Genomic DNA, 19,231 nt, shown 5'->3' on the forward strand with positions numbered 1-19,231 from the left:
GGATTGTAAGGGACAAAGGGAGTTTGGAGTAGCCGTGCGGCAGATTCGATCTTTGGTTCAGGCGTCGACCCTTGACAGACGCGCTGGCGGGTGATTTGCCGGCGTGATTTGCCGGCGCGATTTGCCGGCGCGATTTGCCGGCGTGATTTGCCGCCGAATAGTTCGGCGGCATCCCGTCGACAACGCAACCCCTTCACCGGAACGAGGCGCGAATTTCCTCGATGGTTTGCTGCGGGCTCTGCAGGTGCGGGTAGTGCCCGATGCCAGGAAGCAGGGTAAGTTCCGCGTGGGCCTTCTCGGCGAACTCGACGCCCATTTCCTTCTTGATATAGATGTCCTGCTCTCCCCAGATGACCTTGATGGGTGTCTTGAGCTTCGCTACGTTCGCCTCGAGATAATCCTGATCGCGGGTGAAGTGCGAATAGTAGTGATAGAACGCGTCGGCGGATGTCAGCGCTCCGTTCTGCCAGCCACGCGCCATGTCCGCCTTGAATTCCGGAGGCAGCGCATAGTGCGACGCCGCAGGCAATCCGCGCGTGAACGCATTTTCGATAATCTCGTCGCGCGACTTGTTGAAGGCCGCCCGGACCGCGTCCGCCGACTTCGGCTCCTTCAGACCTTGCAGGCGTTCCTGCATGTACTGCGGTCGATTGAACGGCGCGAAGTCGCCAACGATGATGCGCCTTGCAATCACCGGGTCGTCAATCGCAGCAAGCAACGCCGGCAATGCGCCGATGTCCGTTGCGTAGATCACCAGGTTTTGCTTGTCGATCCCGGCTTGCTCGATATACCCCTTCAGCACATTAGCGTAGTCCCGTGGCGCGTAAGCGAACTTGTCGGCGGAGGGGCGGGATGACTGACCGTATCCCGGCCAGTCGAATGCATGGACTTCGTATTCCTGACCCAGCGTCGCGGCAATATCCTTCCATGCGTAGAGCGTCTCGGGGAAGCCATGCACGAATAGCACGGTGCCCTTTGGCCTGGCGTTATGTACGACCAGCCGCCTGAGTTTGAGATCGGGCTGGATCTGCACATACCCGATCTCGGGCACCGATTTTTCCGACGAAGTCATGTTCGCGCAGCCTGCCACCAGCGCGGCGAGCAGCACGGCCGTGGCTGTGGCGCAGAGGGCGCCAGAGCGTCGAAACGAGCGCCCAGCCGTGGATGTTGTTGTCATACCTTTCACCTTTCCATCATCACTGAAAAACAGGCTCCACCCAACGCGGAGGATTCTGTTGCATATGCAGCATTGAAGGATTGGCATGTATCTGGTCTATGGTGCTCCACAGGCTCGAACGTATCGCTACGTATCCATGACCGCATTCAATACATTTCCCTACAGACATCGGCGGATGTGATGCGTAAGGGAAGTTGACCCCGGAATCCGCCTTGTTCAAGGCAAAGGTTGCCGTCAGCGATTACGGCGGCGCGTCGGTGGTCAGCACATAGGATGCACCGTGGCTGCCATGGCACTGGCCCATTACCGTGAGGCCCTGGTAACCGAAATCGCAACGCAGATTGGCGCCGTCCGATGCGAACAGAAGCGCCTGGCCGGAGGTGCCGGGCGACGTCCACGCGGCAGGCTGGAACGATCTGCCTTTGGATTCCGTGAACATGGGACGCCAGGTCGACTGGTTGGTGACGTAGCTGCCCGAGTAGGCTTTGCCGTCTATCGCCCCTGAGACGGTGCGCGAGGCAGGATTGACACTGAAGTGGCTGGCGTTGCCGGATGCGTCGATCAGGGCGACCTGCGTGACGCAGCCTGCGACCAGCCATGACAGGGTGAGGATGGCGTATTTCATGGGGCGCTAGCTTATGCCCACGTTGTGCCATCCGTTTGCCCCGCTGCCGAAACTGCGCTGCTTTTGGCGGAAGTGGCCTGATGAATTCCAGGCCCTGTCGCCAAATGCCCCGCGTGCGCCGCTTTCCGTCGAGGACCTCGCGGCGCGTGCGGCATGCGCGGATTCAGAAGCGTCTCATTGTCAGCGCGACGCCGTGGTGCACGCGAAGTTGCGCGCGTCGTCGATGCTGCCGCTGCCCTTGTACTTGGCCTGCTTCGGATACGCGCACAGGGGGCGCGTGCGGCTGGTGCCATCCATTACCTGCGCTGCGGTGGCCAGACCTCCGGTCTTGCTTTCCAGGCCCTTGGCCGCTGCGACGATCTGGTCGGGCGCGTGACCTTTTTCCACCCAGTTTTCAAGCGCGCCGATGGCGTCGAACGTGTTCGGCCCGACGCCGCCGCGGCAATGGCCCATGCCGGGCGACAGGAACAGTCGTGCGAAGTCGGGGGTATGGCTGACGGTCCGGGTGACGGATGCGTAGTAGTGGATCGTGTCATTCGCGTTGCCGATCGGATCGGCCAGGCCGTGATACAGGATCAGCTTGCCGCCGCGCCGCTTGAATGCGGTCAGGTCCGGATCGACGGAGTCGACGAGCGGGCCGATTTGCGCCTTCACATGATCCACGTCGCGGTCCCAGTCGAAGCTGCGCCAGTCCCAGTTGGCGTCCTTGTATACCCAGTCGCGGAAGAATTCGGTGCGGAACGCTTGCGGGCCCTCGATGGCATAGCCCCAGCCGCCGAGGTAGCCGAACTCGCTTCCGACCGGCCAGCCCGGATAGATCTGCGCCTTGGTGCGCGGATTGCGCGCGCCTGCGTAGAGACGCCTGAGGGTATCGACCTGTGGCCCGGTCAGGCAGGTATCGGCGTCGGCATTGCCCTTGCACTGAAGCACCTTCGGGTCAAAGCGGCACTGGGCGGGGTCGCCGATCAGCCCATCCACCAGTCCGTCCCCGGCGTCGCACGCGGCAATAGCCGCACGATTGATCGCGGGCAGCTTCGACGGCGGGATGTAGCCGGCCTGGTTCTTCAGGTTCTGGGTCGCCATCCACAGGAACCCCTCGTTCAGCGCCGTGCGATTGTTACCCGGCGCGCCGGCAATGATGCCGTCGAAGTCCTCGGGGTAGCGCTGTGCGGCGGCAAGGCCCTGGCCGCCACCGGTCGAGCAGCCGAAATAGTAGGCGTGGCTGGCATCGCGCTGTTCAAAGGCGGTAATCAGCGCACGCGCCGCAACGGCCGCGGCGTGGACGGAGCGATAGGCCCAGTCGGCGATCTTCTCGGGGTGGCCCACGCCCCAGTTCAGGCTCTCGTTGCGATAGCCGGCCTTGTCGGTATGTCCGCTGTCGCTGGAGATCACGGCGTAGCCGCGGCGCACGGCGGGTTCCAGTTCGTCGTAGCGGATCGCTCCGACGTAGCCGCCATTGCCGACCACGAGCATCTTGCCGTTCCACGCGTCGGCGGGTGGCATCCAGAGTTCGAAGCCGATATCGGAGTCGGTGGTCGGCGTCAGTCGGCCGGAGACGCGGCAAAACGTCGGCAAGTCGCCAATCTTGTGGCCATTGGGCAATGCCAGCGTCCCCGGAGGTTGTTGCGCGGCGGCAGTCAGGGTCACGCCGGGCAGGCTCGCTTCCATCAGCGTTTCGCAGGCCGTGGCCGCGCGGGCGGCAGGGGAGAGCGTTAGCGCGCCCGCCAGCAGTGCGGCGGCCGGTGTCCACTGTTTCAGAAAACTGGCAGTCAGGGGCATCAGGTTTGTCTCGGGTTCTCAACGCGTGGCGCGTCGGTATTGTTCTGGCGATTGCCGGCGGAGGGCCGGCACGCCCATTCTTGACGAAACGACCATAAAAGAAAAATGGATTCTCTTTTAGGGAACCTAAAGAAAAGTTTTATGATGAGCCCCTCCCAAGGCTCACCCATTTCCCCATTTCCCCATGAGCGCGATCCGCATGCTCAAGACCTTCATCGCCGTGGCTGACCACGGCTCGTTCGCCGCCGCCGCCGAGCGAGTGGCGCTGACGCCGGCTGCCGTGGGTGCGCAAATGCGGGCGCTGGAGGATCTGCTCAGGCGGCCGCTGTTCGATCGCACCGGGCGCGCCGTCACGTTCACGCCGGCGGGCGTGGCGCTGGTGGCGCGGGCGCGGCGGTTGATCGCCGACTACGAGGACTTGCTGGCCGAAGCGCCCGCCAGCGACGAAATCGCCGGCACGGTGACCATCGGCGCCATCGTTTCCGCCATGGGCGCACTGGCCACCAGCGTGGTGGACCTCAAGGTGCCCTATCCGTTGCTCGATATCCGCATCGAAAACGGGCGACAGCCCGATCTCTACGCCAAAGTGCTGACCGGCGAACTGGATGCGGCCATCATCGTGGAATCCACCCGACCGGATGGCCGCGCTGCAATCTGGTCGCACCTGTATAGCGAGCCACTGATGCTCGTCGCCCATGCCCGCGTGGCGCTCCCCGGCGTCGATGCCATGGATCTGCTGTGCAGCCAGCCCTTTATCCGGTTCGACCGTGCGGTGACCACGGGGGCGCGAATCGACCTGCTGTTGCGTCGGTGTGGCATACAACCTAACGAACTAGTGGCGATGAATTCGCTACCGGCCATCGTCGAGCTGGTCCGCCAGGGCGCGGGGGTTTCCATCGCGCCTGTGCTGCGTCATTTCGGGTGGGATCGAGACCCCGCGCTATGTCTGTTGCCGCTGCCGGGCAAGCCTTGGGCACGGCGCGTCGGCATGCTCGAGAGCACCCGCCGCATGTCCGTGACATCGGTGATCCGCGAGCATTTCGTGCGCAAGCATGGGTGCGATACGGGGCAACCGTAGCAGGCACGGGGTGCATGATAATATTCGCATGCGAACTAAACGCCATCTCTTGTGCCTTCCCCAACATGGACCATCGCCTCGTTTATCTATTGAATGTCGGCCAGCGCCGGCTGCAACGGTGGTCGCAAGCGCGAACAACCGCCGGAGGCGTGACAGCAGCCCAGGGCGGGCTGCTTTTCTTTCTGGGTGCGAACGACGGGGCGCTGATGAGCGAGGCGGCCGCAGCGCTGGATCTGGGCGCGCCCGGCATGAGCGGACTGGCCGACCGGACCGAAAGGGCGGGGCTGATCGAACGCCGGCCGGACGAGACGGATCGCCGCGCATCACGCCTGTGGCTGACAGAGGCGGGACGCGCGGCTCGCCAGCGCTCCAAGACCGGCATGAAGGCCTTGAATGCCAGGCTGACCGAAGGTTTCACCGAAGCCGAGATCGACGTGGTGGCGCGGTGGCTGACCAGCCTGCAGACGAAATTTCCGACCGTCGGCGAGGGCGAGGAGTAGCCTCGGCAGCCGTAAGGCAGCGAGGCATTCGACTTGGAGGCGCTATCTGGCGCTTCTTACTGGGCAATCCTGGTGAAGTCCGGCTTGCGCTTCTCCGCGAAGGCCGAAAAGGCTTCCCTGGCTTCGGCGCTTGCCAGCCGCTCCTGGAACCTGGCGCTTTCGCTGTCCATCTGCGAAACCAGCTTCTCCGCGTCGCGCATGAGTTTCTTCATTGCACTCAGGGAGCCGGCGGGCTTGGCGGCAAGCTTCTCGGCCATCCGGCGCGCTTCCGCCCGCAACTGGTCATTGGCGCAAACCTTGTTCGCGATGCCCCATGCCACAGCGGTTTGCGCATCGAGCGGTTCGCCCATCGCAAACATCTCGAAGGCCCTGACGTGCCCGATGCACAGGGGTAGCAGGTAACTCGAAGCGGCTTCGGGCACAAGGGCCAGGTTGACGAAAGGCGTGATCAGTTGCGCGTCCTGCGCCAGCACGACGTAGTCGCAATGCAGCAGCATGGTGGTGCCGACGCCGACGGCCTTGCCGTTGACCGCTGCGACAATCGGCACGGTCGAGTTGGCCAGGGCGTGCAGAAAGCGGTGCACATGGCGTTCGCCGGGGCCCTTTCCCGCCGCGATTGCCGCGAACTCGGCCACATCATTCCCCGCCGTATAAATGTCCCCGTCCCCCTGCAGCAGCAACACACGGACATGGCTGTCGCGCTGTGCCTGCTCGATCGTGTCGGCGAGGACGCCGTACATCTCGTTCGTCAAGGCGTTCTTCTTGTCCGGCCGGGCAAACGTGATGGTCAGAACGCCGCCGGTCAGTTCAGTGCGAATTTCCGAGGTCATGATCGGTCTCCAGGTGGTTGCGTGATGCCGGGCCGGCATCCGGTTTAAGTTCGCATGCGAAGTATATAGATAATTCGCGTGCGAAGTAAACCGCCGGAGCGCTCAATACATGTTGCGGCACGCGCGGCACTGCGCGTTACAGAACGTAGAGCATGCCGATGGCAACGAGGCAGGCTGACACGGTGAAGTAATACCGGAAGCCATGCGTGTGGCCGTGGCGTTCATGGGGAGCCGCCGTACCCGTCAGTTGCCTCGGCATGAATGCCTCATTTCGTGGTGGTTACCGGTTTCAGTTTGATGACGCGGGAAATCTGCCCAAGCGTAAAGCCGCTGTTGACCACATACGGCGCGCATGCCAGCGGCGACGTTAGCGACTCCGCTGCAGTGAACTGGCCGAGATAGTGGTACTTGTCGGTCTCCCGTCTGACGAATACCGGGATGGCTTCCGACTGCGTGGCCAGCGTCCTGCCGGCGGCGCGGGCCGCTGCGCCACTGCTGCAAAGAATGGCCTCCGGGGCGTGAGGGTTGAGGTCCGGTCGCAGACATACCGCCACCACCTTGCCGTTCTTTGTAGGAAGAAACGCTTGCTTGCTACCGCCGCAGACTGTGTGGATATGCTCGCGGGTGTATTCCTTGCCAATCTCAAACATGAATGATCTCCGTACAGATGCGCACTGGAAAAAGCAGCATCAGGACAGAGACGATATCGAGATCGGCATAAATGCCACGAAGAAGCTGGGGCGTGGAGAATCAACGGCCCGTATCTTTCCTCGCCCGCCACGCGGGGGCGAGCAATCAGAAGCGGTAGCTGGCAAAGAGCCGGCAAACGGAAGCCGCGTCCGGGCAGTCCCTCAGTAGCGCGCGGAAGCGTGCATCGCAGAAGTACTGTGCGACGCTGGCCAGCAAGTGCAGGTGAGCGTTGTTATCCCATTCCGGCGAGAGGATGAAAACCAGGTTGTCGACGCCACGGCCGTCTGGCGCATGAAACGCGACGGGTTCCCGGGTACGTACATAGCAAGCCAATGCTTGCGGAAGACCTCGAACGCGGCCGTGCGGTACGGCGATCCCCTGACCGAGCCCCGTGGAACCAAGGGCTTCCCGTTCCGCCAGGGCCGCCGTCACGGCCTCTGCGTCGAGGCCGAAACGTTGCGCGGCGAGCGCACCGACCTGGCGAAACAATTCAGGCTGGTCCGACGCATGCAGGTCAAGTGCCACATGCGCTTCGCACAGCATCTCGCCAAGCGATCGGGGCCGGAAATCGTCTGCACTGGGCCATGGCTTCGGACGCGTGCCATGAACCAGGTCCATCCATGCACCAGACGGCGATTCAGGAATCTCGACCACGTGACCGAATTCCGCGCCTGGTGCCACGTCGCGAATACGCCGCAGGGCATTGGGGATGACCACGCGCGGCAGGGTCAGGGAAAGACGCATCCGCGAGCCCCCGGGCAGCAAGGAAAGGCTGATGGTCCATGACTGCCCGCTGCAGTCTCTTGTCAGGGCCTGGCGCAGTGGCACGGCGTGCAGGACATCGACGACGATATGCATCGTCACCGCACGCACCGGCGGCAGGGGGCGAAGCGTATCCGCCTGCTCGCGCAAAGGTCGTCGCTCGGGCGACAAGGAAGTCATGCCAGTGCACCCACAGCACGTGTGGCGTAATCCACCCGCCCACACTCCCGGCCGGCGCGGTCATAGGTCACCAGCGTCGCGCCTTCGCCCCGTGCCAACACCGTCCCGGCCATGACAGCAACCTCGCGATCCGCGTGATGGGAGTCGGCGTAACGTGCGCCTTCGTGAATCACATCCCAGCCATCGCGATACGGGACAACTTGTATCTGTGTCGTCATAGACCTCCAGAACCGGACAATCACTACTGAAGAATAGATCGATGACTGAATGGTAGAGGGAGGGGAATCAAGTTGCCGTATCAGGGCACAGCGAACACATCAAAAAGACGTAAAGGGGAAGTGATGCCACCTGGCCCGCGTGGGGCGGCCCGCGCGTCAGTTTTCCATCGTCATGTTGCTGGCGAACCATTGCTTCAGCGCCAGTTCGCCAGCCTGAAGCTGCGCCGACTTCGGGTGCACAAGGTAGTACCCGTGAGATAGCGGCATGGCCTTGCCAAACGGATCGACCAGCAATCCGTTGGCGATCTCGGTCTCGACGAGGATGGCGCTCGTCAGCACGACGCCCTGCGCGCGCACTGCCGCCTCGATTGCCATCAGCGACTGATCGAACTGGATGCCCGCGATCGCTTCGATCTGCCCGTCGGAGAGCTTGCCAAAGCGCGCCAGCCAGGCTGCCCAGTGAGGATGCAGCGTGTTGTGCAGCAAGGTCGCCGACTGAAGATCGTCGGGCCGCTTCAGCCGCCATTTCCTCGCGTACGCCGGACTGCAGTACGCGCGCACCTCATCCGGGCAAAGCAACTGCACCGACAGTTGGGGATCGAGGCCGTCGAAGTGTCGGATTGCCAGATCCACGGCATCGAGTTCGAAGTCCACCAGCGCGGTCGAGGTGCTCAGGTTCAGGGCGATGCCCGGATGCGCCTGCAGGAAATCCGCCATGCGCGGCGCGAACCACTTCGCGGCGAAGCTGGGCGGCATCGAGAGCCGCACGGCCTTGTGCTTGCGTTCTCGCAAGCGACGGCTCGCATGTACGATCTCGGCAAGCGCAGGCTGGATTTGCGCCATGTATGCCAGTCCTTCCGCAGTCGGCGTCACTTGACGTATCTGCCGTACGAACAGCGCCACGCCAAGCCAGTCTTCGAGCTTCTGGACCTGCTGGCCCACTGCGCCCGGTGTGACCCCGAGTTCGTCGGCGGCCAGAGTAAAACTGCCGCATCGCATGGCAGCTTCCGTGGCTACCACGGCTTTCAAGGGAGGGATGGGGCGCATGGCGTAGTTTTTCTATTTCATCGGGCAAATTTAATCGTTTGTACCCGATCGACGGCGTCACCACAATGAGGTCATGTCATTGCCCTCCGATGCCTCGCCATGAACCCCGCTCATCTCGCCTTTGCCGCGCTTGGCCTCATCTGGGGCACCAACTTCCTGTTCATGAAGTGGGCCAGCGTCTACCTGTCCGCCAGCCAGATCGTCTTCCTGCGCGTGTTGTTCGGATTCCTGCCGCTCCTGGCGTGCGCGCTGCTCACCGGTGCGCTGAAATGGCGCCATTTGCGGCATGGGCACCACTTCATGGTGATGGCCCTGCTGGCCACGGTGATCTACTACTACGCCTTCGCGAAGGGCTCTTCGCTTCTTGCCTCGGGCGTCGCCGGCATGCTGAGTGGCGCCATCCCACTTGTTTCCTTCGTTTGCGCCTGGATACTCCTGCGGCAGGAGCGCCCGACGACACGGATGCTGGTCGGCATCGTCGGTGGATTCGTCGGTGTGCTGCTGATTGCGCAGCCGTGGCGTGCGAGCGATGCCGGCGTGGATCCGGTTGGCGTGGCCTATATGCTCGCGGGTTCCCTCAGCGTCGGTTGCTCGTTCGTGTACGCGCGGCGTTTCCTGTCGAACCTCGATATGTCGCCACTGGCACTTTCGACGTGGCAGATCGGCTTTGCGCTCGTGGTCATTGCATGTATTACCGACTTCCACGGCATCACGCGCGTGATCGACGACAGGCGGGCATCGATCGGCCTGTTGTTTGGCCTTGGCCTGTGCGGCACAGGGCTCGCGTACCTTCTGTACTACTTCATCGTCGGCCGGCTTGGCGCATTGGCGGCATCGAGCGTTACCTATATCCCGCCCGTGGTGGCGCTGCTGATGGGAACGATGGTCGCGGGCGAGCCGCTGCATCCCGTCGATGTGGTCGCCATGGCCACCATCCTTGGCGGCGTTTACCTGCTGCAGCGTCGGGGGCCCGCAACGCCGGAAGGCCCTGTGGCAAAGCCGACGGCTCCGCCCCAAACCATCGTTGACGCAAGTGCCAACTGAACGCCATTTGTACCTGCCGCGCACAACTGTTTGTCTCGTCGATGTATTCGAGCGCCAATCGGAATCGCCTAGATTGGAGTACACGGCCGTAGCCGCAAGTTCAGTCGTCAATGAAGTGGGAAGGGAGTGCCATGGGCAATCATCATCGGGTGTTCTTGATCACCGGCGTCAGTTCCGGATTTGGACGCGCCTTCGCCGAAGCCGCGCTGGCGGCCGGCCATACCGTGCTCGGCACCGTGAGGACCGAGGCCGCACGGATCGAATTCGGTCGGCTGCACGAGAACCGCGCGCACGGCGTGGTGCTGGATGTCACCGACCTCGCTGCTGTCGCGCCCACGGTCGACAAGGCCATCGAGCAATACGGGCCCATCGACGTTCTGGTGAACAACGCCGGATATGGTCACGAGGGCACGATGGAAGAATCGTCGCTTGACGATCTACTCAGGCAGTTCGATGTCAACGTGTTCGGCGCGGTGGCGATGATGAAGGCGGTGCTGCCCGGCATGCGTCGCCGCCGGGCGGGGCACATCATCAACATTACGTCGATGGCCGGTCATATCGGCCTGCCGGGCATTACGTATTACTCGGGCAGCAAGTTTGCGCTCGAGGGCATCTCGCAGGCGCTCGCCGCCGAGGTACGCGGTTTCGGCATCAAGGTGACCGCCGTGGCGCCGGGCTCGTTCCGCACCGATTGGGCGGGGCGTTCCATGGTGCGCGCCGAACGCAGCATCGATGATTACGATGCCGTGTTCAACCGGCTCCGCGAGGGCCGCCTGGCACGGAACGGCAAGCAGGCAGGTGATCCCGCCAAGGCGGCTGCCGTGCTGCTATCGCTGGTCGAGCGTGAAAACCCGCCGATCCACCTGTTGCTGGGCAACGATGCCTTCGATCTGGTGACGGCGAGGCGAGCGGCGCTGGATAAGGAGCTTCACGCCTCCGAGGCCATTTCCAGAAGCACCGATTTTTCGTGATGGCGCAGTGTCGGGCCGGCCCATGCTGCCCGGCACAACCGCTGAGAAGATCTGGATTGACCGGCGTCGGCGCGGGGTGCACCGCAGCATGAATCCTGCGCGCCGGGTCTACCGGCGCCTGAGTGGCCCCCAGGCCGCAACGTCAAGCCATGCATGCAGGTCTTAGGTGCCCGCAAATCGTTGTTTTTGCTGGGCTTTCATCCCGATGTCGCGAGGGAAGTGTCTGGCGGGAAAGTTTTTGTAACTGGGCGACGGCATCGTGCTGTCAACCATCCGCGTGCTTATGCGTCAAACCGGCATCCCGGTTGCATGCGAGAGGCCTTCCCACATGGCTCACCCCAATCCTCGGGCACGCTGGACCCAGCGGCTGGCGTCGTGGCTCGCGTTGCCGCTGTTGCTGGCGGCATGTGCGCAGCCCGCATTGTCCCCGGATGCCGCCGCCGCTGCAGGTGCCAAAGGCAGCCTGTCCGCCGTGGACCTGCGCTGGCTCAATACGATCAGCTTCGGTGCCGACCAGGCCAGCGTCCAGCGGCTGCAGGCGATCGGCCGCCAGCGCTACCTGGAGGAACAGCTGACGCTGCCCGTGGCCGATCCACCGGCGCTGGCGTCCGCCATCGCGGCATTGCCGGTCAGCCAGTCCGACGCGCTGGCGCGCCAGCAGGCCCTGCGCGCCGAGCGCCAGCGCATCGCCGCGCTCAGTGACGAGACCGAGCGCCAGCAGGCGCGTCAGGCCCTGAACCGGCAGGGGCGCGATCTGGTGATCGATGCCGGCCGCCGCCACCTTCTTCGCGCGTTGTACTCGCCGGCGCAACTGCGGGAGCAGATGACGTGGTTCTGGATGAATCATTTCAGCGTCTATGCCGGCAAGGGGCAGGTGCGGCTGGCGCTGCCCGACTACGAAGACAAGGTGATTCGCCCGCGCGCGCTGGGCAAGTTCCGCGACCTGGTCATGGCCACGGTCACCGCGCCCGCCATGCTCCTGTATCTCGACAATGCGCAGAGCGCCGTCAATCGCATCAACGAGAACTACGCGCGCGAGCTGATGGAGTTGCACACGCTCGGTGTCTCCGGCGGGCCCAGCGGGTCCCAATACACGCAGCAGGACGTCCAGGAGCTGGCGCGGGTGCTGACCGGCGTCGGCGTCAACCTGCGCGGCGAGCCGCCCCGGCTGGGGCCGGCGCGGGCGGGGTTGTATCGCGGCGAAGGGCTGTTCGAGTTCAACCCGAACCGGCATGACTTTGGCCCGAAGACGCTGCTGGGCCAGCGCATCGATCCGTCAGGCTTTGCCGAAGTGGAGCAGGCCGTGGCGATCCTGTCACGCCAGCCGGCCACGGCGCGATTCATCTCGGCCAAGCTCGCCACCTACTTCCTTGCCGACAGTCCGCCGCCGGCCCTGGTGGAGCGCATGGCCGGCACATTCGTCCGTACGGATGGCGATATCGGCGCGGTGCTGACCACGCTGTTCCTGTCGAAGGAATTCGACCGCCTGCCTGCGGCGGGCACCCGCAAGTTCAAGGACCCGATGGTGTTCGTGGTGTCATCGATGCGGCTGGCCTACGACGGGCGGCCGGTCACGAACCTGCGGCCGGTGGTCAACTGGCTCAACCAGCTGGGCGAGCCGCTCTATGGCCACGTGGCGCCCGATGGCTATCCGGCCATGGAAAGCGCCTGGGCCAGCTCGGGCCAGATGGTGCGGCGCTTCGAGATCGCACGTGCGATCGGTAGCGGTCCGGCCGGCCTGTTCGCCGGAGAGGATGGCCAGCCAGCCACGCGGCGAGGATTCCCAGTGCCGAACAGCCGCATGTTCTACGACACCATCGAGGCAACGCTCAGCCCCGGCACGCGCGATGCGCTGGCGCAGGCCGCGTCGCAGGGGGAGTGGAATGCGGTGTTGCTGAGTTCGCCGGAATGGATGCAACGATGACGGCGCATAGGAGCGGGCAATGAATCGACGGAACTGGCTCAGGACGTTGGGTGGCGCGGGCCTGGCGCTGACGCTGCCGGCAGTGACTTCGCGCGTGTTCGCAATGCCCGCGCAGGCCGATGCGCGTTTCCTGCTGGTGTTCCTGCGCGGTGGCTATGACGCGGCGAACGTGCTGGTGCCTGCCGGCAGCGATTTCTATTACGCGTCGCGACCCAATATCGCGATCCGCCGGCCGGTGGCGCCGGACAGCACACCGGACCCGGCAGCGGCCTTGTCGCTCTCGTTGCCCAGGTCGGGGAGTGGAGAGGGCGTCGATACGTGGGCGCTGCATCCCGCGCTGGGCGCGACGGTGCTGCCGCTGTGGCAGCGTCAGGAACTGGCTTTCGTGCCTTTTGCGGGCACGGACGACATGTCGCGCAGCCATTTCGAGACGCAGGACGGGATCGAAGCCGGCTTGTCCGGCGATGCCCACGCCGGCGGCGTGCCGCGCGGCAGCGGTTTCCTGAACCGGCTCGCGCAGTCGATGGGCGGACAGGCGGCGCCCGTCGCCTTCACCGATGGCCTGCCGATGGTGTTGTCCGGTGGTCTCAGCGTGCCGAACGTATCGCTCAAGGGCCCCGGCCGCACGCCGTTCGATGCGCGGCAAACCAGCTTGCTCGCGCAGATGTACCAGGGCACGCGCTTTGAGTCGCTGATCGCCGAGGGCTTCGATTTGCGGCAGACCGTGGCGGAGCAGGCGGAAGCCATGCGCCGGCATGAGGCCGCGATGCAGGCCGGCGGCGAATCGATGGCGGGGCGGATGCAGGAGATGCAGGCGGCCAACCGGCGGTCCCTGAGCGCGCGCGGATTCGAGCAGGAGGCGCGCCGCATGGCTGGCCTGATGCGCGACAAGTTCAACGTCGGCTTTATCGATGTGGGCGGCTGGGATACCCACGTCAACGAGGGCGGCGCGCAGGGGCAACTCGCAAACCTGCTGGATAACCTCGGGCGGGGGCTCTCCGGTTTCGCCGAGGAAATGGGGCCGGCCTGGCGCCAGACCACGGTCGTCGTGATCTCCGAATTCGGCCGTACTTTCCGCGAGAACGGGACGCGCGGCACCGATCACGGACACGGCACGGTGTACTGGGTGGCGGGCGGTGCCGTGCGTGGCGGGCGCATCGTCGGCGAGCAGGTGGCCGTGTCGCAGTCGACGCTCAATCAGAACCGCGACTGGCCGGTGCTCAACGACTACCGGGCCATCCTGGGCGGTGTGTTCCGTCGTCTGTATGGATTGGACGAGAGCCGCCTGGCGCAAGTGTTTCCGGGCAGCCGGCCGCGCGATATCGGGCTGGTCTGACCGCGTCCTGCGCGCGTTGTCAGGGCGCGCGCGAGGCATCCGGGGCATACCCCCGGCAAGTGGGGGCTCAAGTCGGGGCGTGATCGCGCCGTTAGTCAGCGGTGGGAGTGGCTTTCGCCCACAGCACGATCCACAGCCAGTTTGAGTGCAAGCCTTGTCGCGACCTCTGACGCCCTCTATTGCCGATTGCCTCGAACACCAACGCCTGCGGCCGGTATTCCAGCCGATCGGGTCACTCGCCACTGGCGAGGTGATGGGATATGAGGCGCTGATTCGCGGCCCCGCCGGCACGCCGCTGGAAAGTCCCATCGCGCTGTTCGCGGAAGCGGCGCGCGCGGGCTGCCTGGTCCGGCTGGAGCGGCTGGCCTCGCGCATCGCCATCGCCGCGTTCATGCGCGCCAGGCTGCCCGGCAAGCTCTTCCTGAACTACAGCGCCGATTCGATTCGCGAGATTGACGGTTCCCGCGAGGAGGTGAGGGCGTTCCTGCAAAGCCAGGGCCTCACCACCGACCGCATCGTGATCGAGCTGACGGAGCAGGCGCCGCTCGGCTCGCTGGAAACGCTGGCGCAAGCTGTCGCCGCGATCCGTGGCCGGGGTGCGCAGTTCGCGCTGGACGACTACGGCACCGGCCATGCCAACCTCGGGCAGTGGATCGCGCTGAAACCCGACTACGTCAAGATCGCCCGCGTGGTGGTGGATGGCGTGGTGTCGTCGCCGTTCCAGCTGGAGGCATTGCGTGCGATGTGCCAGCTGGCAAAGATCGGCAACACCGCGCTGGTGGCGGAAGGCATCGAGCAGGAAGCCGACCTGCTTATCTGCCGTGATCTCGGCATCCACTATGCGCAAGGCTATCTGCTGGCGCGGCCCACGGCGGAACCGCCGCTGACGCTGTCCGAAGCCTCGCTGCGCGCCCTGCGTTCGGGGCCCATCGAGGTGCTGCCCGGTGGTGCCGTGGAGGCGCCTTGCGGCGGCTCGCCCGCACGTCGGCTGCGCTCCGGGGAGTAGCCGCGACGGATCGCCCGATTCAGTTCCGGTCGAAAGCCGTCACCTTGGGCAGCACCACCGCCAGATAGTCGACCATGGTGCGTACCGCCGGCAGCAGGCCGGTGCGATACGGAATCAGGGCCGTGATGCGGGCATCGGCGGCCATCCAGTCAGGCAGGATCTGCCGCAGCGTGCCGTCCTTCAGTTCAGCCTGGCAGATATATCCGGGCAGGGCCGCAATGCCGATGTTCGCGCAGGCGGCTTCCTTCACCGAAATCAGGCTGTTGCTCTGGAATCTCGGATCGATCGGCACGGTGACCACACGATTGTCCGGCCCCTGCAGTTGCCACTGTTGCGCCCCTTTGCCGGTGATGGAGATGATCGAGTGGGACACCAGATCTTCCGGCTGTTCCGGCTGCGACGTCCTTTCCAGATACTCCGACCCCGCGAAGAGAAACCACGGCGCCTTGGCTAGCGGATGCTGGACCAGATTGGAGTCCTGGAGCTGGCCGGTATGGCCCCGGATCGCCAGGTCGAATCCCTCTCCCACGATATCCACCATCCGGTCCGTCGCGGATTCGACAATCTTCACCTTGGGGTGGCTGGAGAGAAAGGTGGGCAGCACGTGGCGCAGCGCAAACTGCGCGATCTCGGCGGCGGTCGTGACGCGGATGATGCCGCTCGGTTCCGCAAGCCGCTGACGCATGGCCTCTTCGGCAACCTCGGCACTCCGCAGCAGGGCCATGGCGTACTGGTAGAACTCCTGGCCCACCTCGGTCATGGCGAACTGGCGCGAGGTCCGGTTGATGAGCCGGACGCCCAGCGACGCTTCCAGTTCCTTGACCCGATGGCTCAGCGTCGACTTCGGCAGCCGCAGCATCTCGCCGGCCGAGGTGAATCCGCCACGGTCAACCACCTGTACGAAGAAATAGACGTCCTTCAGATCCAGCATTGCATGGGGGCGCACGGGCCATTGCCGGCGATGGCAACGGCTGTGGTGGGGGCTGTAATTGGGGCCCGATCATACTCCACGCCCCGAGCACGGTGCCATCCGGGCAAACCTTGGTGCACGCCACCTCGCACGGCCCGCGATCGTTCGATTTTGCCGAACCTTGCGTACACGTTATGACGGCTTCCCAATCGATATTGAACGCTTAAGCTTGTCGCACCAGAGCGGCCCCCCACGCTGTCTCTTTCTGGTACGTCAATATTCAAAGTGGAGAAGACAATGTCGATGATCAAGGGATTTCATCACCTGACCGCGGGTGTCAGACACGCTCAGGAAGATGTGGATTTCTATGTCAAGCTGCTTGGGCAGAGCCTGGTGAAGAAGACCGTTCTGCTTGATGGCGAGGATCCGATCTATCACCTGTACTACGGCAATGCGAACGGCGATCCGGGCACGCTGGTGACCTCGTTTCCGTTCCGCCAGCGCGGCGTGATGGCGCGCCCCGGCTCGGGCCAGGTCAGGGTCATCAACTACTCGGTCCCCAGGGGCTCGCTCGCGTTCTGGCGCAACCGCTTCGATGCGATGAACATCGCGTATGACACCGAGATCACCGAGCGGTTTGATGAGCGGCGCCAGCGGTTCCATCATCCGTGCGGCATCGAGTTCGACCTCGTCGAGACGGATCTCGATATGCGCCCCGCCTGCATGGCGAGCGACATTCCTGAAGCCTGTGCAATCCGGGGTGTGCATAGCATCACGCTGTCGCTGCGCGAAGTCGAGGAATCGATCCGCTTCATGAGCGAAGCCATCGGCTTCCGCCAGGTGGGTCAGTCGGGGCCTTACTACCGCTTCGAGACGCACACCGGCGGCCCCGGCATGGTCGTCGAGTTCCAGCATGAGCCCGACCGGCTCCAGGGGTCGTCGGTCTATGGCGAAGGCACGATCCATCATGTGGCCTTCGCGGTGGACAGCATGGACCAGCAAATGATCCTCAAGGAAAAGTTCATGGCGCTGGGCTACATCGACACCTCCGAGTCGGTGAACCGCAACTACTTCCGTTCGATGTATTTCAAGATGCCGGGCGGCGTGATGTTCGAGGCGGCGACCACCGATATCGGCTTCGCCATCGACGAAAAACCCGGCCACTTTGGCGAGGAATTCCAGCTCCCGCCCTGGCTGGTGGATCGCAAGGACGAACTGCTCGGCCGCCTCGAACCCATCTCCGTTTAACCGTATTCACGCTGTCAGGACCAGAAATGCAGAAACCCAAAGTACTGATCGTCTTCTACTCGCGCAACAGCTCGACGGAATTGCTGGCCAAGGCCGTGGCCGAAGGGGCCATCGCGGCCGGCGCGGAAGTGCGCATGCGGCGCGCGCGCGAGGTTGTCGGCCACGACGTCATGCGTCAGGCGCCGGGCTGGCTGGAGAACGCCACGGAGATGAATGCCAAATACGAAGCGCCGACCGAGGCCGACGCCGAGTGGGCCGATGCCATCGTGTTCGGCACGCCGACGCGATTCGGTTCGATCTCGACGGAGCTCAAGGCCTATATCGACGGGCTCGGTGGCCTGTGGTTCCAGGGCAAGCTGAACGGCAAGGTGGGATCGGTCTTCGGTTCCACGTCATCGCGCCACGGCGGCAACGAATCCACGCTGCTGTCGATCTATACGCCGATGGCGCACCTGGGCCTGATCATCGTGCCGCTGGGCTATGCCGACGCCGCGATGTTCAAGGCCGGCACGCCCTATGGCGCCACCCATGTCTCGCAGCTCGACGCGGTGAAGCCCGATGAAGACCACCTGGCGGTTGCCCGCTTCCAGGGCCGCAGGGTAACGAGCGTCGCGCGTTCCTTGCATTGCGCGCAGGAACCCGTGGCAGCCTGACGCGCATCGTTCGCGCAGTGTCGCGCTAGTGGCGACACTGCCGCGACACCCGCCAGTCCGATCATGTGCCGCGCCCGCAATCGGTAACAGCCCGCGCACGCATCGGGCCATGGTATAGGATGGTTCAGTCGATATGAATGGCTTTACGCCTGACTCGCGGGGTCATGTATGGCTAATCGATCACTGAACATAGCGAGCGAGTTGAACGCCGAGCAACGCTCGGTCAACGCGTCGACCCCGACCGCCAATATGGTGCCCATCGCCGGCGGCACGTTCCTCATGGGATCGAACAGCCATTATCCCGAGGAGGCGCCGGCGCACAAGGTCAGCGTTCGCGACTTCTGGATGGATCGCCACACGGTGACGAACGCCGAGTTCAGGCGCTTCGTCGACGCCACGGGCCACGTTACGCTGGCCGAGCGTCCCGCTAACCCGGAAGACTATCCGGGCGCACTGCCGGACATGCTCGCACCCTCTTCAGTCATGTTTGCCAAGGCCTCGCATCGCGTGGATCTGCGCGATCGCTACAACTGGTGGGTCTACACCCCCGGCGCCGACTGGCGACATCCACGCGGGCCGTCCAGCTCGCTCAAAGGTCTCTGGGACCACCCCGTCGTGCATATCGCCTACCAGGACGCCATGGCGTATGCGACCTGGGCCGGCAAGGACCTGCCGACCGAGGCCGAGTGGGAGTTCGCCGCGCGCGGCGGGCTCGATGGCGCGGAGTTCGCATGGGGCGACGAATTTACCCCGCGCGGCAAGCATATGGCTAACACCTGGCAAGGCGAGTTTCCCTGGCAGAACCTGCTGGAGGACGGTTACGAGTGGACCGCGCCGGTGGGTTCCTTCGCCCCGAACGGCTACGGGCTCTATGACATGGCCGGCAATGTGTGGGAGTGGACGAGCGACTGGTACCAGGACCACGGCAAGATCGTGAAGGCCTGTTGCACGCTGGACAACCCGCGCGGCGGGGCCCTCGAAGCTAGCGTCGATCCACTGACACCGCAGATTCAGATTCCACGGAAGGTGATGAAGGGCGGGTCATACCTGTGCGCGCCGAACTACTGCAGGCGCTATCGGCCCGCCGCGAGAATGCCGCAGGCCGTCGACACGTCCACATGCCATTTGGGCTTTCGTTGCGTGATACGCGGAGATTCGCCCGCTTGAGCAAGGTACGAGAAGAACCCCGGGCGTGACCTGTCAGCAACCGGCCCTCGGGAGATCCGCTACCGATGACGGTGGCTTCGATACAA

At 64.2% G+C, this 19,231-nt stretch carries 20 protein-coding genes; 10 read left to right on the forward strand and 10 right to left on the reverse strand.

Annotated features, from left to right (window positions below; translation table 11 throughout):
- Positions 1-193 precede the first annotated feature (193 nt).
- The 3 genes from BLR29_RS29735 to BLR29_RS29745 form a co-directional block, all read right to left on the reverse strand.
- Positions 194-1,108, reverse strand: a complete 915-nt coding sequence (locus BLR29_RS29735) for an alpha/beta fold hydrolase (protein ID WP_255371508.1) — start codon at positions 1,106-1,108, stop codon at positions 194-196.
- Positions 1,109-1,418: 310 nt separating this feature from the next.
- A complete protein-coding gene (locus tag BLR29_RS29740; RefSeq protein WP_092143063.1) occupies positions 1,419-1,802 on the reverse strand; it encodes a hypothetical protein in 384 nt (127 codons plus the stop codon).
- Between the two features lie 180 nt (positions 1,803-1,982).
- A complete protein-coding gene (locus BLR29_RS29745) occupies positions 1,983-3,581 on the reverse strand; it encodes a tannase/feruloyl esterase family alpha/beta hydrolase (protein ID WP_092143066.1) in 1,599 nt (532 codons plus the stop codon).
- Positions 3,582-3,765: 184 nt separating this feature from the next.
- On the opposite strand from BLR29_RS29745, the gene BLR29_RS29750 reads away from it, so the two are divergent.
- Together BLR29_RS29750 and BLR29_RS29755 are read left to right on the forward strand one after the other, a co-directional pair.
- Positions 3,766-4,659 (forward strand): LysR family transcriptional regulator, encoded by an 894-nt coding sequence (locus BLR29_RS29750; RefSeq protein WP_092143069.1) that lies wholly within the window; start codon positions 3,766-3,768, stop codon positions 4,657-4,659.
- A 65-nt stretch (positions 4,660-4,724) separates the two neighbouring features.
- Positions 4,725-5,159, forward strand: coding sequence for a MarR family winged helix-turn-helix transcriptional regulator (locus BLR29_RS29755; protein ID WP_092143072.1), 435 nt, complete (start codon positions 4,725-4,727; stop codon positions 5,157-5,159).
- 56 nt (positions 5,160-5,215) lie between these two features.
- Here the strand turns inward: BLR29_RS29755 and BLR29_RS29760 are convergent, their stop codons facing one another.
- The 6 genes from BLR29_RS29760 to BLR29_RS29780 all read right to left on the reverse strand — a co-directional run bounded on the left by BLR29_RS29760 (position 5,216) and on the right by BLR29_RS29780 (position 8,886).
- Positions 5,216-5,989 (reverse strand): enoyl-CoA hydratase, encoded by a 774-nt coding sequence (locus BLR29_RS29760; protein WP_092143075.1) that lies wholly within the window; start codon positions 5,987-5,989, stop codon positions 5,216-5,218.
- A gap of 136 nt (positions 5,990-6,125) precedes the next feature.
- Entirely contained in the window at positions 6,126-6,248 is a 123-nt protein-coding gene (locus BLR29_RS33070; protein WP_255371509.1) for a hypothetical protein, read from the reverse strand.
- A 7-nt stretch (positions 6,249-6,255) separates the two neighbouring features.
- Positions 6,256-6,639 carry a DUF6697 family protein gene (locus tag BLR29_RS29765; RefSeq protein ID WP_092143078.1) on the reverse strand — a complete coding sequence of 128 codons (384 nt, stop codon included), beginning with the start codon at positions 6,637-6,639 and terminating at the stop codon, positions 6,256-6,258.
- A gap of 145 nt (positions 6,640-6,784) precedes the next feature.
- Positions 6,785-7,537, reverse strand: coding sequence for a PTS sugar transporter subunit IIA (locus BLR29_RS29770; RefSeq protein ID WP_255371510.1), 753 nt, complete (start codon positions 7,535-7,537; stop codon positions 6,785-6,787).
- Between the two features lie 80 nt (positions 7,538-7,617).
- On the reverse strand, positions 7,618-7,839 hold the full coding sequence (locus BLR29_RS29775; RefSeq protein ID WP_092143084.1) for a DUF2188 domain-containing protein: 222 nt from the start codon (positions 7,837-7,839) through the stop codon (positions 7,618-7,620).
- A 156-nt stretch (positions 7,840-7,995) separates the two neighbouring features.
- Positions 7,996-8,886, reverse strand: coding sequence for a LysR substrate-binding domain-containing protein (locus tag BLR29_RS29780; protein WP_092143086.1), 891 nt, complete (start codon positions 8,884-8,886; stop codon positions 7,996-7,998).
- Positions 8,887-8,985: 99 nt separating this feature from the next.
- On the opposite strand from BLR29_RS29780, the gene BLR29_RS29785 reads away from it, so the two are divergent.
- The 5 genes from BLR29_RS29785 (at position 8,986) to BLR29_RS29805 (ending at position 15,167) form a co-directional block, all read left to right on the forward strand.
- A complete protein-coding gene (locus tag BLR29_RS29785; RefSeq protein WP_092143089.1) occupies positions 8,986-9,930 on the forward strand; it encodes a DMT family transporter in 945 nt (314 codons plus the stop codon).
- Positions 9,931-10,061: 131 nt separating this feature from the next.
- Positions 10,062-10,901: an oxidoreductase gene (locus BLR29_RS29790; protein WP_092143092.1), complete on the forward strand. Its 840-nt coding sequence runs from the start codon at positions 10,062-10,064 to the stop codon at positions 10,899-10,901.
- Between the two features lie 328 nt (positions 10,902-11,229).
- Complete coding sequence (locus BLR29_RS29795; protein ID WP_092143095.1) at positions 11,230-12,825, forward strand: DUF1800 domain-containing protein; 1,596 nt, start codon at positions 11,230-11,232, stop codon at positions 12,823-12,825.
- Positions 12,826-12,844: 19 nt separating this feature from the next.
- A complete protein-coding gene (locus BLR29_RS29800; protein WP_092143098.1) occupies positions 12,845-14,161 on the forward strand; it encodes a DUF1501 domain-containing protein in 1,317 nt (438 codons plus the stop codon).
- A gap of 154 nt (positions 14,162-14,315) precedes the next feature.
- Positions 14,316-15,167, forward strand: coding sequence for an EAL domain-containing protein (locus tag BLR29_RS29805; protein WP_255371511.1), 852 nt, complete (start codon positions 14,316-14,318; stop codon positions 15,165-15,167).
- A gap of 19 nt (positions 15,168-15,186) precedes the next feature.
- On the opposite strand, the gene BLR29_RS29810 is transcribed toward BLR29_RS29805, so the two are convergent.
- Positions 15,187-16,098: a LysR substrate-binding domain-containing protein gene (locus tag BLR29_RS29810; protein ID WP_092143101.1), complete on the reverse strand. Its 912-nt coding sequence runs from the start codon at positions 16,096-16,098 to the stop codon at positions 15,187-15,189.
- 276 nt (positions 16,099-16,374) lie between these two features.
- Here BLR29_RS29810 and BLR29_RS29815 point away from each other — a divergent pair, with 276 nt between their 5' ends.
- The 3 genes from BLR29_RS29815 (at position 16,375) to BLR29_RS29825 (ending at position 19,145) form a co-directional block, all read left to right on the forward strand.
- Entirely contained in the window at positions 16,375-17,325 is a 951-nt protein-coding gene (locus tag BLR29_RS29815; RefSeq protein ID WP_092143104.1) for a ring-cleaving dioxygenase, read from the forward strand.
- 26 nt (positions 17,326-17,351) lie between these two features.
- Positions 17,352-17,978, forward strand: a complete 627-nt coding sequence (wrbA, locus tag BLR29_RS29820; RefSeq protein ID WP_092143107.1) for an NAD(P)H:quinone oxidoreductase — start codon at positions 17,352-17,354, stop codon at positions 17,976-17,978.
- A gap of 168 nt (positions 17,979-18,146) precedes the next feature.
- Positions 18,147-19,145 carry a formylglycine-generating enzyme family protein gene (locus tag BLR29_RS29825; protein ID WP_218132732.1) on the forward strand — a complete coding sequence of 333 codons (999 nt, stop codon included), beginning with the start codon at positions 18,147-18,149 and terminating at the stop codon, positions 19,143-19,145.
- Positions 19,146-19,231: the final 86 nt, after the last annotated feature.

Source organism: Cupriavidus sp. YR651, from assembly GCF_900101625.1.
Lineage (GTDB): Bacteria > Pseudomonadota > Gammaproteobacteria > Burkholderiales > Burkholderiaceae > Cupriavidus.